We start from the raw sequence: 13,827 nt of genomic DNA, 5'->3' as shown, positions 1-13,827 counted from the left end.
GAGTATGTTACTGGTGAGTAACTTAAGCTCGGTGCCTGCTCATAGTTACATCACGCTGCGAAGTACCGCTACGAAGGATGACCTAACTAACCGGTTAGGTGGGCCGCGGACCGGACGCTCCGTCGAGCTGCGCGCGCAGCATCGACAACATCTCGGAGCGGGATTCCGCACCGAGCCGGCGCCGGATACGGGCGACGTGATGCTCGACCGTCTTTGCCGAGATGAACAGCTGCGAGCCGATTTCGCGGTACGGCATGCCCTGCAGAAGCAGCTCGGCGACTTCGCGCTCGCGCTCGGACAGCTGCGCGGCGGAACCACGGTGACGCCCGGTCGGCGCCGCGTCGACGGGCGCCCGGTCGGCAGGGGCCGGTGGGGGCGCGTCCGGGGCCGCGACGGACTGTTTGAGGTCACGGGCCAGCTGCAACATCGCCTGGGACACCCGGGGGTCGGTGGTCTGCAGGGCCGCCTGGCCCGCCAGCCGGGTCGCGTCCCAGGTGTGGCCGAACTGCGCGAGCCCCCGCGCCGCGATCGTCACCTCGGCGATCTCGACATGATCGGCCAGCACCCGTAACCAGGTGCGACCGGCGGTGGCCAGCGCTTTCGCGAACGAGCTGTGGGCGGCGGCCGCGGTCAGCGCCTGGCCGTGGGGCGCGACGGCGTCGGGTGCGTTGGCCAGGATGCCGGCGTGCACGCCCGCCCAGTGCAGCGGCACCGACCAGAGCACGGGGTCGCCCAGGGCGGCGAGCCGTGTGAACGCGACGTCGACGGCGTGCCTGATCTGGTCGACCTGCCGCAGACGAGCCGCCGCGACCCACAGCTCCCCGAGCGGGAGCATCGCGAACAGGTCGGCCGAGCTCTCGGCGAGCACCTCCATCGCCGAATACCAGTGCTTCTGCATCGCGCCGGTGTCGCCGCTGCGCCGGGCGATGCCCACCCGCAGCGCCGCCGCCCACAGCGCATCGCGCCGGTGCAGCACCGCGGCGTCCGCGGTCGGGACGGCTGCGGCCGCGGACTGGAGTTGCCCGTCCTGCATGTGCACCCAGCCGAGCAGAAGGCGGTGCCGGTGGGTGACGAAGATCGCATCGGTGCGATCAGCCCGCCCGTCGTTGTGGACCGCCCGGCCGACCACGCTGCGGGCCCGCACCGGATCTCCGCTGTGCAGCGCCGCGAGCGTCACCAGGGCCGCCGGGGTGTCGGGGAGGACACCGCCGTCGACGCCGTCGGCGCTGATCGACTGGCTCAGGGTGGCGACCGCGACCGGATAGGGGTGATCCAGCGTCAGCACCAGACCCTCGATGACGCTGCGCGCCGCGCGTGCCGCCGAGGTCGGCGGACCCGACATCGCGCCGTCGGCGCTTGCGCGCGCCGCCGCCGCGTCGCCCGCGGCCAGCGCCGAGATGGTCGCCGCCGCCCCGACGGCCGCGTCCGATGCCGGACCGAGCCACCGGAACAGCTCCGCGGCCTGCGCGGCCGCGCCGTCGTGCATCGCGATGCTGGCCGCGATTCGCACCGCCGCAGCGCGTTCGGCGGGATCGTCACTGGCCAGAAGTCCGTCGGCGAGCCGGCCCGCGGTCGCACAGTCGCCGGTCAGGGCGAGTGCGTCGGCGAGGTGGGCGCTCGACGTGGTGGCGCCGGCGTCGGCCGCGGCGCGGTACAGCCGGGCCGCGCGCGCGGCGTGGCCCTGGCTGCGGGTGGCGAAATCCGTCAGGGCCCCGGCGAGGCCGTCGTCGCGCAGCCCGTGCTCGGCCATGCGCAGGGCGAGCTCCGGGGTCAGTGTCGAGAGCTCCAGCTGCGACCGCAGCACCGCCACCTCGATGTCGTGATGCCGTGCGGCACCGAGGATCTGGGTGATGCCGTCGTGCACCGCCCGCAGGAACGGCGGCGGGTGCGACGGGTCGACCAGCCCGCTGGCGTAGGCCCGGTCCACGGCCGCGGACGCCGATTCCGCGGGCAGGCCCAGCGCCGCGGCGACGTCGTCGGGCCCCAGTCCGGCGCCGAGAGAGACGACGAGAAACGTGTCGAGCAGGGCTTCGTCGATGCGGCGGAGCCGGTCGATCAGCCCGAACCGGGCCGCCTGGCGCACGGCGGCGGCACCGTCGGCGACCACGGGCAGGACCACGCGCAGCAGAAACGGGAAACCGGCCGTCGCGGAGCTGACCGCACGCACCACGTCGGGCCCGACCGGCGTGCCGAGCGCCGCCGCGGCGACCCGGCCGACCTCGGCCGGCGCCAGCGGCGTCAGGGCGACCGCGGGGTTCTCGCGTTCGAGGGCGGTGACGAGTCGGCGCAGGCTCGCGTGGTGGGCGAGGGGCTGGGCGGCGATCACCACCGTCGACGCCGGGTCACCGGCGAGTTCGGTGAGCAGATCGAGGTCGGAGTCGCCGAGCAGGTCGGCGTCGTCGACGACCACCGCGACGCCGTCGGCCGCGCCCCGGGCCGGCCGGGACACCACCGTGCGTCCTGCGGACCGGAGCGAGGTCCGCACCGCTGCGAGCAGCGTCGACTTACCGGTACCCACACCGCCGGTGACCAGCAGTTTCGTGGGTGCACCCGGGTCGGCGTCGACGGCATCGACAGCAGCCCGGGCAGCCGGCACCAGGATGTCGGCCGGCCGGGGCGACACCGAACCCGTCATCGCGGCCGGTCAGGCCCCGGCGTCGGGAATGACCGTCGTCACGATGGGCTCCGGATCGACCGTCGGCGGCGGTTCGACGGTGGTCGTCGGCGGCTGCGTGGTCGTCGGGGGCTGCGTCGTGGTCGGCTGCGTGGTCGTGGTGCGCGTCGTCGTCGTGGTCGGCGCAGTGGTGGTCGTCGTGGTGGTGGTGGTCGTCGTTGTCGTACTGCTCGGCGCAGTGGTCGTCGTGGTCGTCGACGGCGGGGGTGGCGGCGGCGGTTGACTGACCGTGGTCGTCGCGATGCCGTCGGGCCCGACTGTCACGGTGGTGACCGGCGGCGGCAGGGCAGGAGGAGTCGTCTCCGCCGGAGGCGTCGTCGACGCGGTCTCGGTGACGGTCCCCGAGCCCTCGTCCGAGCCGGTCAGGGTGATCGCAAGGCCCCCGACGGCGAGCAGTGCGGCGGCCGCCGCCACCCCGAACAGCAGCGTCGGGCGTTTGTACCACGGCAGGGGCGGAGCCTCGTCCTGATAGCCGTCGTCGTCGGGGCCGAACGCGACGGGCGGGCGCGCGGCGGTCGACGTCGGGTCGGCGTATCCGGTCGAGGCGGTGTAATCGGCCCCGGTGTACGGGGCCGGGTCGGCGACGGCGTCGTCGTCCTGCGACCACGCCAGCGCACGGAACGTCGCAGACGGGGTCCCGTCGCTCGCGGACTGGGCGGCCGCAACCCCGGCCGCGCCCGCAGCCCACGCCGCAGGCCCCATCGCCGTCGGCATGTCGGCGGCCGCCGCCATCCCGGTCGGCGCCATCCCGGTGGGCGCGTCGGCCTCCAGGCTCTTGTTCGCCACGAGCGCCGCGCCGGCGGCGATGTTGAGCACCGACTGCGGGGTGGTGACCACGGGTGCGCGCAGGCGCTCGGAAAGCCGTTGCGTGACAACGGGAATCGATGCGCCACCACCGACGGTGGCGACGGCCGAGAGATGTTCGAGCGGAACGCCGTTGCGTTCCATGGTGTCGGTGATGGTGGCGAGCAGTCCGTCGAGAGGCTCGGCGACCATCTGCTCCAGCTCGGGGCGGGTCACCCGGACATCGGAGCGGAACCCCGGCAGATCGACCGGGATGGCCGTGGCGGTCTCCGCGGAGAGACGCTCCTTGGCGGCGCGGCACTCGTCGCGAAGACGGGCCAGCGGACCGACCGCGGCGGTGCCGGAGGTGTCGCCGTCACCGGCGTCCGACACCCCGGCGAGCACGTGATCGAGCAGCGCGCGATCGATGCCGTCGCCGGAGAACTCGGGGTACCGCACCGTCTGTCCGACCGTGACCATGCCGGCGCCGGCGTCGGCCAGCGTCACGCTCGATCCGCTCGCCCCGATGTCGACCAGCGCGACGACACCGGAAGCGGGCAGCCCTGGTGCGGTCTTCAATGCGGCGAGCGCCGCGGTCGAATCGGGGATCAGCGTGGCGGGCACGCCGTGGGGCGACAGGCTCGGCACGCTGCGCAGCGCTCCGCGCAGTGCGCCCACGGTCCCGGGTCCCCAGTGCGACGGCACGGCCACGGTCACCGGCGACCCGCCGTCGACGAGGCGCGTCATCGCGTCCAGCGCGGCGGCGAGGACCTGCTCACCGCGGTGCGAGGTGCCGTCGGCAGCCACCAGCGGCACCGGATCGCCGACGCGGTCGACGAAACCATCGAGGACCACGGCGGGCTCGTTGCGCGGCGGGAACTCGCCGGGAGCACCCACTTCGGGCGCCTGGCCGGGGAACAGGTTGAGGATGGAGCGGCGTGTCACGGGCGGGCGGCCTACGCGGGCCGCCACCAGGTTGGTCGTCCCGATCGACAACCCCAGGGGTTCGGTCATGGCGGCGTCTCTCCTGTCTGGACCGTGACCACCATAGCGGCTCGTCCCCCCGCGGCCACGGACGTTCCCCTAGTGTGGCGAATCCCCTAAAGGTGCACCCCCTAACGGCATGGCGTGTCGCCGGGGGTTCGCACCGATCCGAGATCCCGGCGACGCGAATAGCATCGACGTCATGGATGAGGCCGGGGACAGGACCGAGCCCGGCGAGAAAGGACGCGGACCGTGGCGAATTCGCTACTCGACTTCGTGATGTCGCTGGTGCGGGATCCCGATGCCGCAGCACGCTACGCCGCCGATCCCGCGCAGGCCATCGCCGATGCGCACCTGACGGACGTGACCAGCACCGACGTGCAGAACCTCATCCCCGTGGTGTCGGAGTCGCTGTCGATGTCGGTGCCGTCGCACGGGCTGGACTCCCTGGCGTTCGAGCCCGTCAGCAACGTCTGGGCCAGCGGCGCCGCGACCGCGGCGTTCGACGCGTTCGACGCGTTCGACGAGGACATCCCGACGCCGCTGATCGTGGACACCGTGCCGGATACGCACCCGCTCGTCGACGACGTCGACCCCGGCATCGACGCGCTCACCGGCGCCGACCTGGTCGAGCCGGCAGGATCGCTGCAGCTCGACGAGCCGCTGATCGACGACCTCGGTCCCGCCGGCACGGAGCTCGTCGACGACTGGGCGCAACCGCTCGCCACCCAGGAAGCGGCCGACCACCCCGCGAGCTTCGATCTGTTCGACTAGCCCGTACGAACCCCCGAGAACCCGCGCCGAGCATTGCTCGGCGCGGGTTTTTCGTTGTGTGAGCTGCAGATATCCGATACCCCCACGATGATCCCCTAATCCCCTATCGGGGTGGGACGGCCATCCCTAGCTGGCCCCGACGGGGATTGGGTCTCAGCCCCGTTTCCGCGCGGTGGCGGACGCCATAACTTTGTCTCCAGACGCCGGAACACCCGGCGAGCAGACCAACCAAGAACCAGAAAGGCACGTCCATGAACACTCTGATCGACTTCATCCTCGACCTGTTCCGCAGCCCCGCCGCGGCCCAGACGTTCGTCCTCGACCCCGACGGCGCCCTGCGCGATGCCGGCCTGCCGAACGTCACCGCGGCGCAGCTGGCCTCGGTGGCCGCGACCGCTGCCCCGGCCGGCTACGCCCTCGGCGGCGGCGACCCGATCGTCGGCCTCCAGCGGGCGGTCGCCGACCACCACCAGCTGGCCTCCAACTTCGCCTCGCCGTTCTCCCCGCAGACGTCGTACGCCCCCACGTTCGCGCCGGAGACCGACACCGACCTGCTGAGCGGCAACAACGTCCCGATCGCCAGCCCGGACCAGGCCGCCGGAGCCAACGCCCAGAACGGTGCCTTCAACCTCGGCTTCGGCGACATCACCTTCGGCGACAAGAGCACGAACACCGCCACCAACGGCGGCGTGGTGGTCGACGGCGACAACGACGGCGACATCGTCAGCGGTGACGGAGCCGTCCTCGGTGACGGCAACACCATGAACAACGGCGACATCCTCGCCGGGTCCGGCTCCAACGTGGTCGTCGGCAAGGACAACGAGGTCGAGGACAACTCGCAGACCGCAGGCGGGGACCTCATCGCCGACAACGACGCCCCGGTGCTCAACGACGTCGACACCAGCGGCGGCAACGGCGGTGGCGCAGACGGCGGCGGCAGCCTGCTCGGCATCGGCTCGGGCAACGCGGCCGGCGGTGACGGCGGCAACGGTGGCGCGATCATCATCACCGACAACGACGTGAACAGCGGCACGCAGATCGACGGCGACCTCGGCAGCGACAACGTCGAGGACAACTCGGTCAACACCTCCGTCGAGACCGACATCTCCACGTCCACCGAGTCCTCGGTCGAGGACAACTCCTCGAGCTACGAGTCGAACATCGGCTCGGGCAACGACACCGCGATCGGCTCGGGCAACGAGACGAACACCGATCTGTTCTCGGGCAACGTCACCGGGATCGAGACCGACATCGCCTCGGACAACAACACCAACACCGAACTGGACGCGTTCTGATCCACCGTCCGCTCACGACTGGCGGGGACCGTTGACGGTCCCCGCCAGTTCGCGCGCCTACCGTTGAACCACGCCCGGCCCCACACCCGTATCGGCACGAGACCCAGGAACGCCATGACGCAGCCGCCCGACCCCAAGAAGGTCGTCCTCGAGCTCATCGACCACACCAGGAAGATCGCAGCCACCCAGGACCGCGGCGACCTGGTGGACCGGCTCGGACGCGCCGAGAAGCGCATCAGCGATCCGCAGATCCGTGTCGTGATCGCAGGCCAGCTCAAGCAGGGCAAGAGTCAACTGCTGAACTCGCTGCTGAACATGCCGGTGGCCCGGGTCGGCGACGACGAGTCCACGGTGCTGGCCACCGTGGTGTCCTACGGCGAGGAGGCCTCGGCGCGGCTGGTGGTGGCCCGCCCCGACGGCGAGGAACCCGAGCTCATCGACATCCCGACCGCGGACCTGCGCACCGACCTGCGGCGCGCGCCGCAGGCCGGCGGCCGCGAGGTGCTGCGCGTCGAGGTGACGGCGCCCAGCCCGCTGCTCAAGAGCGGGCTGACGTTCATCGACACCCCGGGAGTCGGCGGTCACGGTCAACCGCACCTGTCCGCGACGCTGGGCCTGCTGCCCGACGCCGACGCCATGCTGATGATCAGCGACACCAGCCAGGAGTTCACCGAACCCGAGATGACGTTCCTGCGGCAGGCCCTCGAGGTGTGCCCGGTGGCCGTGCTGGTCGCCACCAAGACCGACCTGTACCCGCACTGGCGCGAGATCGTCGACGCCAACACCGGACATCTGCGCCGTGCCGGGGTCGACACACCGCTGATCCCGGTGTCGTCGACGCTGCGCAGCCACGCCGTCGCGCTCAACGACAAGGAACTCAACGAGGAGTCGAACTTCCCGGCGATCGTGAAGTTCCTCTCCGAGGAGGTGCTGTCCCGTCAGCAGGGGCGCGTCCGTCAGCACGCGGTCGCCGAGATCCGCGCCGCCGCAGAACATCTGAAGATGGCGGTGGAGTCGGAGCTGTCCGCCCTCAACGACCCGCACACCAGGGACCGGCTGACCGCCGAACTGGAACGCCGCAAGCAGGAGGCGCAGGACGCGCTGCAGCAGACCGCGCTGTGGCAACAGGTGCTCAACGACGGCATCGCCGACCTGACCGCCGACGTCGACCACGATCTGCGACAGCGCTTCCGCACCATCACTTTTCACACCGAGAAGGTCATCGACACCGGGGACCCGACGCTGCACTGGGCGGAGATCGGCGCCGAGCTCGAAGACGCCGTCGCCACGGCCGTCGGTGACAACTTCGTCTGGGCCTACCAGCGCGCCGAAGCGCTGGCCGCCGAGGTCGCCAGGACGTTCATGGAGGCCGGGCTGGACGCCGTGCGGATGCCCACGATCGACGCCCGGGACATGGGTGCCGAGCTGGGTGAATTCCGTTCTCTGGCACAGCTTGAGGCCAAGCCGTTGAAGTTCGGTCACAAGGTGGTGACCGGGATGCGCGGTTCCTACGGCGGCATCCTGATGTTCGGCATGCTGACTTCGTTCGCCGGGCTGGGCATGTTCAACCCGCTGTCGCTGGGGGCCGGGTTCCTCCTGGGCCGCAAGGCCTACAAGGAGGACATGGAGAACCGGATGCTGCGGGTGCGCAACGACGCCAAGACCAACGTGCGCCGCTTCGTCGACGACGTCGCGTTCACCGTCGGCAAGGAATCCCGCGACCGGCTCAAAGGCATCCAGCGCCAACTGCGCGACCACTACCGCGACATCGCCAACCAGACCACCCGCTCGTTGAACGAGTCCCTGCAGGCCACACTCGCCGCGGCCAAGGTCGAAGAGACCGAGCGCAACGCCCGCACCAAAGAACTCGAGCGGCAGCGCAACATCCTGCGCCAGGTGATCGAGCACGCCGACAGGATCGACGCCCCCGCGGTGGCCCCCGCTCACTAAGCTCGGAGGGTCAGCAGTCGGGCGGACAGAAACGGCGAACCCTGAGCACCAGCGATCATGTGCGGGCGATCCTCGGCGGCACCATCGCCGCCTACCGGTCCGACCCTGCCTACAGGCAGCGCCCCGACGTCCACGACGAGCTGCAGCGTATCGGTCACCGGCTGAACCAGCCCATGCGAATCGCGTTGGCGGGCACCCTCAAAGCCGGGAAGTCCACCCTGGTCAACGCCCTCGTCGGCGACACCATCGCGCCGACGGACGCCACCGAGGCCACCCGCATCGTGACCTGGTTCCGGCACGGACCCACCCCGAAGGTGACCGCCAACCACCGCGGCGGCCGCCGCTCCGACGTGCCCATCGCGCGGGATCCCCACGAAGGCGGTCTGACGTTCGACTTCGCCCGGCTCGACCCCGACGACGTCCTGGACCTCGACGTCGAATGGCCGGCTGCCGAGCTGGTCGACGCGACGATCATCGACACCCCGGGCACGTCGTCGCTGTCGCGGGACGTGTCGGCGCGCACGCTGCGTCTGCTGGTGCCCGACGACGGTGTGCCGCGGGTGGACGCGGTGGTCTTCCTGCTGCGGACGCTCAACGCGGCCGACACCGCGCTGCTGAAGCAGATCGGCGAGCTCGTCGGCGGTTCGTCGGGAGCACTGGGTGTCATCGGGGTCGCCTCCCGCGCCGACGAGATCGGTGCGGGCCGTATCGACGCGATGATGTCGGCCAAGGACGTCGCGCAGCGCTTCACCACCGAGATGGAGCGAACCGGCATCTGCCAGGCGGTGGTCCCGGTGTCCGGCCTGCTCGCGTTGACCGCGCGCACGCTGCGGCAGCGCGAGTTCGCCGCGCTGGAGAAGCTGGCCGGGATGGACCCCGCCGAGCTGGCCAAGGCGATGCTGTCGGTGGACCGCTTCGTGCGCGAGGACACCGGAGGAAGCCCGGCACTGCCTGTTGATGCCGCCACCCGCGCGGCGCTGCTGGACCGGTTCGGGATGTTCGGGCTGCGCATCTCGATCGCGGTGCTGCGCGCCGGCGTCGGCGACTCGGTGGCGCTGGCCGAGGAACTGCTCGAACGCAGCGGGCTGGTCGCACTGCGCGACGTGATCGACCAGCAGTTCGCCCAGCGCTCCGATCTACTCAAGGCGCACACCGCGCTGCTGTCGCTGAGGCAGTTCGTGCAACGCAACCCCGTCTACGCGACGCCCCGCATCCTCGCCGACATCGACCCGCTGCTGGCCGACACGCACGCGTTCGAGGAGTTGCGTCTGCTCAGCCAGCTGCGGTCCCGGCCGACCACGCTCAACGACGACGAGATGGCATCGCTGCGGCGCGTGATCGGCGGTTCGGGGACCGACGTCGCCAGCCGGCTCGGACTGCAGCCGGGGGCCGAGGACGACGGGCCACGCGCGGCCTTCGCCGCAGCTCAGCGGTGGCGTCGACGGGCTGACCATCCGCTCAACGACCCGTTCACCGCGCGGGCGTGCCGGGCGGCGGTGCGCAGCGCCGAGGCGATCGTCGCGGACTATGCACGTCACAGTCGCTGACGCCTAACGTTTCGGCCCCCCGCGACGACGTACAGGTATGCGCGATTCGCTGGGCATCTCCCTGGGCACGGCCACTGTGATCGCAGTGGCCGACGGGCGGTCGACGGTGCGGCCGTCGACGGTCACGGTGCCGTCGGGGTTGACGGTGTCCGGCTTCGTGGAGCGCATCGGCGATCCCGTTCCGCTCGTGCTCGCCGACCATTCGATCCACCGGGCCGAGGCCCTGGCCGCCGCTGCCATCGAGGACGTCACGCGCCTGGCCCGCCCACACCGACGCCCGGACGCGGTCGCCGTCGCGGTGCCCGCGCACTGGTCCGAATCCGTCGTGGCCGCGTTCCGTGCCGCGGTTCCGCACGCCACCGTCATCTCCGATGCCGTGGCCGCCCTGACCGCGCTGCAGGCGGGCCGCGGGCTGCCGGCTTCCGGGGTCATCGCGCTGTGCGACTTCGGTGCGGGGGGAAGCAGCATCACGCTGGTCAATGCGGGAAGCGGATTCGCGCCGATCGCGCCGACCACCCGGGTGGACGTCTTCTCGGGGGACCTGGTGGACAGGGCGCTGCTCGCGCATGTGCTCACCGACCTCGACGCCGATCACACCGGGACGGCGGCGGTGGCGTCCCTGGCCGACCTGCGCGCACAGAGCCGGGTCGCCAAGGAGCGTCTGTCCTTCGACACCGCGACGAGTCTGAGGGGCGCCACGGGGCCCGTGCGGCTGACCCGTCCGGAGTTGGAGTCGCTGATCGCCGGACCGCTGGACGACTTCGTCGGCGCGCTGACCGATGCGCTGTACCGCCAAGGCGTCGCTCCGGCCCACCTCGCCGCGATCGCGACCGTCGGTGGCGGAGCACGGATACCTCTTGTCACACAACGACTTTCGGAAGCATTGCGACGACCGGTGATCACCGTGCCCGCCGCGCAGTCCGCGGCGGCCACTGGCGCCGAGCTGGTCGCGGTGCGTGGCGCCGGCCATGATGCGGCCACGCAGTACGTGCCCGCCCCGGCCACCGCGCTGACGCCGACGGTGGCGGCGGTGGTGCCTGCGCTGGCGTGGTCTGCCGAGACCGTGGACCTGGCCGCCGCCGAGGGCATGGACCTCCCCGACGCCGGGGAGCCCGCGTTCGACACGTCCTACGCGCGCCCCGGTGTGCACTTCGAGCCCGAGGTCACAGACGGCCCTGACCTTGAGCCGCTGGCGTGGTACCGGCGTCCCGGCATCCTGTTCGCCGCCGCAGCGTGTTTCGCCGCGATGGCGGCCACCGGCCTGGTGCTGACGTCGCAGGTCGGGCAGGCCGGACCTGCCGAGGCGGGTACCTCCGAGATCGCGACACCGGTCGCGACAAAGCCGATGGACCCACCCCCGGCGGCGCCCGCCCCGCAGACGGTGACCGAGACCGTGGCCGCGAGCGCTCCGGCGCCGCGGGTCGGTCAGGCCGCGCCCCAGCGGCCGGCTCTCCCGAAGCAGGTGGTGACGAAACAGGCTGCGCCGCAGCAGGTTCCACCACCCCCCGCGACGACGTCCACGCCGCCGCCCACGACGACGGCGCCTCCGACGACGACCGCACCCACGCCGACGCCGACCCCGACGCCGTCCGCAGAACCGACACCGACGCCCACGCCGTCTCCGGAGCCTGAGCCCGCGCCCGAACCTGAGCCGGCACCCGAGCCCGAGCCCGCGCCTGAGCCCGCGCCGGCACCTGAACCCGAGCCTGCGCCTGAGCCGGCACCTGAACCCGAACCTGCGCCGGAGCCCGTTGTCGAGGAGTCGCCGGTGGTGGTCGAACCCACGGCGCCGGCCGCTGAATGCGTACCGACGCCGGAAGCGGTCTGCTAGCTCACGGAGCCGGCGGCACCGCCGGAGGTTCTGTCACCGTCTGGGTCTGCGTCTCGGTCTGAGTGACCGTGCTGGTGCTCGTGCTGGTACTCACCGTCGTGCTCGGCGTCGTCGTCGTGGTGGTCGTCGTCGTGGTCGGCTCGGTGGTGGTGGTGGTCGTCGTCGTCGGTTCCGTGGTGGTGGTCTCGGTGGCGCTCTCGGTGTCGGTCACCGTGGCCGGCGGAGCCACCGCGGGAGCGGACGTCGTGGTCAGCGGAGTCAGCGTCGTGGTGGGGGTGGTTTCGGCGTCGTCACCGGTGATGGCCTTGGCCAGCCCGAACACGATCAGGGCGATCAGGACCGCGCCGACGGCGCCGAAGGACACCAACGCGACGGGTTTGCGGTACCAGGGCGCCTCAGCCGCGTCCTCGGGCGGCGGGGGCTGGTCGTAATCGCCGTAGCCGTAGTTGCTGAGCTGGGTCGGCTCATCTTCGGAGTAGTAGTTCTGGTCGTCAGAATCGCCGTATCGCGCCACGAAGATCGATAGTAGGCGCTCGGCGCTTACGTTCCGGGGTACAGCGTGCGTGTCACGTTGGTCCGCGGGCGGTTGCGGGTGGTTTCCGGTTCGTCGTCGCCTCCGCCATCCTCCTCGGTGGTCCGGGGGGCGCGGGTGGTGGAGCGACGGGACGACTCCGACTCCGACGTGGTGGTTGTTGTCGTCGTCGTCGTCGCATCCGGATTGATGTCGCTGGTCATCGGGGGGCTGGTGCTGGTGATCGTGCCCGTCGTCGTCGGGGTCGCCGATTCGCTGCCGCCGGTCGCCGACGACGACGAGGGCGGGATGTAATAGAGCGGGGCCTGCTCGGGCTCGGTGAACTCCCGGGACACCCACGAGATCACGCCGAACAGGACCGCGAGGGCCGCCACGGCGGCGACGCTGGCGCCGAGCAGAGTCGACGTCCGGTTGTGCCACGCGGTGGGCGGCACCTCCGCGGAGTCGTCGTCCCGTCGGGTCACGGGCACCGATAGTAGCCGTGACCAGCCATGCCGTCCGGGTCAGCCGATCTGGGGCACGATCTGCTCGGCGAAGAACTCGACGTGGTCCAGATCGGACATGTCCAGGACCTGCAGGTAGACCCGCTGCACCCCGGCTTCCAGGAACGGGCCCAGCTTGTCGACGACCTCGCCGGGCGTTCCGACGGCCGGCGAATTGGAGCGCAGCTCGTCGACCTCTCGGCCGATCGCGGCGGCACGGCGGGCGATCTCGTCCTCGTCGCGCCCGACGCACACCACGAACGCCGCCGAATAGGTCAGGGAGTCCTTGTCTCGGCCCTGTTTCTCGACGGCCGCAGCCACCCGGGCGTACTGCTCGGTCAGCGTCTCCAGAGGAACGAACGGGATGTTGAACTCGTCGGCGAAGCGCGCCGCCAGGGCCGGGGTCCGCTTGGCGCCACCGCCGCCGATGATGATCGGCGGATGCGGGTTCTGCGCCGGCTTGGGCAGGGCGGGTGACTCACTGATGGTGTAGTGCCGCCCGGCGTAGTCGAAGGTCTCACCCTGCGGGGTCGCCCACAGCCCGGTGATGATCTCCAGCTGCTCGGTGAGCCGGTCGAAACGCTCTCCGAGGGCGGGGAACGGAATGGCGTAGGCCTTGTGCTCAGCCTCGAACCAGCCGGCGCCGATCCCGAATTCGACACGGCCGCCGCTCATCTCGTCGACCTGGGCCACCGAGATCGCCAGCGGTCCGGGGTGCCGGAAGGTCGCCGAGGTCACCATCGTGCCCAGCCGGATCGACGAGGTCTCACGCGCCAGGCCGGCCAGCGTCACCCACGAATCTGTCGGGCCCGGCAGCCCGTCGCCGGCCATCGCGACGTAGTGGTCGGAGCGGAAGAACGCCGAATAGCCCGCCCGCTCGGCAGTCTGGGCGACAGCGAGCTGATCGGCGTAGCCGGCGCCCTGCTGGGGTTCGACGAAGACGCGGAAATCCACAGGGGTCGACGCCGCGGTTGT

The 13,827-nt window shown here is 71.4% G+C and carries 10 protein-coding genes; 5 read left to right on the top strand and 5 right to left on the bottom strand.

The annotated features are described in order from the left end of the window. Nucleotides 1-94: 94 nt before the first annotated feature. Both iniR and FHR72_RS00320 read right to left on the bottom strand, forming a co-directional pair. Nucleotides 95-2,635 (bottom strand): isoniazid response ATPase/transcriptional regulator IniR, encoded by a 2,541-nt coding sequence (gene iniR, locus FHR72_RS00325; protein ID WP_183465916.1) that lies wholly within the window; start codon nucleotides 2,633-2,635, stop codon nucleotides 95-97. Between the two features lie 9 nt (nucleotides 2,636-2,644). After that, nucleotides 2,645-4,471 (bottom strand): Hsp70 family protein, encoded by a 1,827-nt coding sequence (locus FHR72_RS00320; protein WP_183465914.1) that lies wholly within the window; start codon nucleotides 4,469-4,471, stop codon nucleotides 2,645-2,647. Nucleotides 4,472-4,693: 222 nt separating this feature from the next. On the opposite strand from FHR72_RS00320, the gene FHR72_RS00315 reads away from it, so the two are divergent. The 5 genes from FHR72_RS00315 (at nucleotide 4,694) to FHR72_RS00295 (ending at nucleotide 11,838) form a co-directional block, all read left to right on the top strand. Beyond that, nucleotides 4,694-5,215: an Rv0340 family IniB-related protein gene (locus FHR72_RS00315; protein WP_183465913.1), complete on the top strand. Its 522-nt coding sequence runs from the start codon at nucleotides 4,694-4,696 to the stop codon at nucleotides 5,213-5,215. Nucleotides 5,216-5,466: 251 nt separating this feature from the next. Further along, nucleotides 5,467-6,510, top strand: a complete 1,044-nt coding sequence (locus FHR72_RS00310) for an IniB N-terminal domain-containing protein (protein WP_183465910.1) — start codon at nucleotides 5,467-5,469, stop codon at nucleotides 6,508-6,510. 114 nt (nucleotides 6,511-6,624) lie between these two features. After that, on the top strand, nucleotides 6,625-8,460 hold the full coding sequence (iniA, locus tag FHR72_RS00305; protein WP_183465909.1) for an isoniazid-induced dynamin-like GTPase IniA: 1,836 nt from the start codon (nucleotides 6,625-6,627) through the stop codon (nucleotides 8,458-8,460). A gap of 41 nt (nucleotides 8,461-8,501) precedes the next feature. Beyond that, nucleotides 8,502-10,007: a dynamin family protein gene (locus FHR72_RS00300; protein WP_183466537.1), complete on the top strand. Its 1,506-nt coding sequence runs from the start codon at nucleotides 8,502-8,504 to the stop codon at nucleotides 10,005-10,007. A gap of 37 nt (nucleotides 10,008-10,044) precedes the next feature. Continuing rightward, nucleotides 10,045-11,838, top strand: coding sequence for an Hsp70 family protein (locus FHR72_RS00295; RefSeq protein ID WP_183465907.1), 1,794 nt, complete (start codon nucleotides 10,045-10,047; stop codon nucleotides 11,836-11,838). Nucleotide 11,839: 1 nt separating this feature from the next. Here the strand turns inward: FHR72_RS00295 and FHR72_RS00290 are convergent, their stop codons facing one another. Genes FHR72_RS00290 through FHR72_RS00280 form a run of 3 tightly spaced genes read right to left on the bottom strand, consistent with a single transcriptional unit; the run spans nucleotide 11,840 to nucleotide 13,806 of the window. After that, nucleotides 11,840-12,352, bottom strand: a complete 513-nt coding sequence (locus FHR72_RS00290) for a hypothetical protein (protein WP_183465905.1) — start codon at nucleotides 12,350-12,352, stop codon at nucleotides 11,840-11,842. Between the two features lie 26 nt (nucleotides 12,353-12,378). Next, nucleotides 12,379-12,834, bottom strand: coding sequence for a hypothetical protein (locus tag FHR72_RS00285; protein WP_311736005.1), 456 nt, complete (start codon nucleotides 12,832-12,834; stop codon nucleotides 12,379-12,381). A 39-nt stretch (nucleotides 12,835-12,873) separates the two neighbouring features. Beyond that, on the bottom strand, nucleotides 12,874-13,806 hold the full coding sequence (locus FHR72_RS00280; RefSeq protein WP_183466536.1) for an LLM class F420-dependent oxidoreductase: 933 nt from the start codon (nucleotides 13,804-13,806) through the stop codon (nucleotides 12,874-12,876). Nucleotides 13,807-13,827 lie beyond the last annotated feature (21 nt).

It is taken from the genome of Mycolicibacterium iranicum, from assembly GCF_014190915.1.
In the GTDB taxonomy this organism is placed as follows: Bacteria; Actinomycetota; Actinomycetes; order Mycobacteriales; family Mycobacteriaceae; genus Mycobacterium; species Mycobacterium iranicum_B.
The sequence above is the reverse complement of the archived record's forward strand: the minus strand, read 5'-3'. Positions and strand labels throughout refer to the sequence as shown.

What these genes read in the sequence shown, in the direction of transcription:
- iniR (WP_183465916.1), bottom strand. Translation starts at nt 2,635, where the DNA reads ATGACGGGTTCGGTGTCGCCCCGGCCGGCCGACATCCTGGTGCCGGCT.
- FHR72_RS00320 (WP_183465914.1), bottom strand. Translation starts at nt 4,471, where the DNA reads ATGACCGAACCCCTGGGGTTGTCGATCGGGACGACCAACCTGGTGGCG.
- FHR72_RS00310 (WP_183465910.1), top strand. Translation starts at nt 5,467, where the DNA reads ATGAACACTCTGATCGACTTCATCCTCGACCTGTTCCGCAGCCCCGCC.
- iniA (WP_183465909.1), top strand. Translation starts at nt 6,625, where the DNA reads ATGACGCAGCCGCCCGACCCCAAGAAGGTCGTCCTCGAGCTCATCGAC.
- FHR72_RS00295 (WP_183465907.1), top strand. Translation starts at nt 10,045, where the DNA reads ATGCGCGATTCGCTGGGCATCTCCCTGGGCACGGCCACTGTGATCGCA.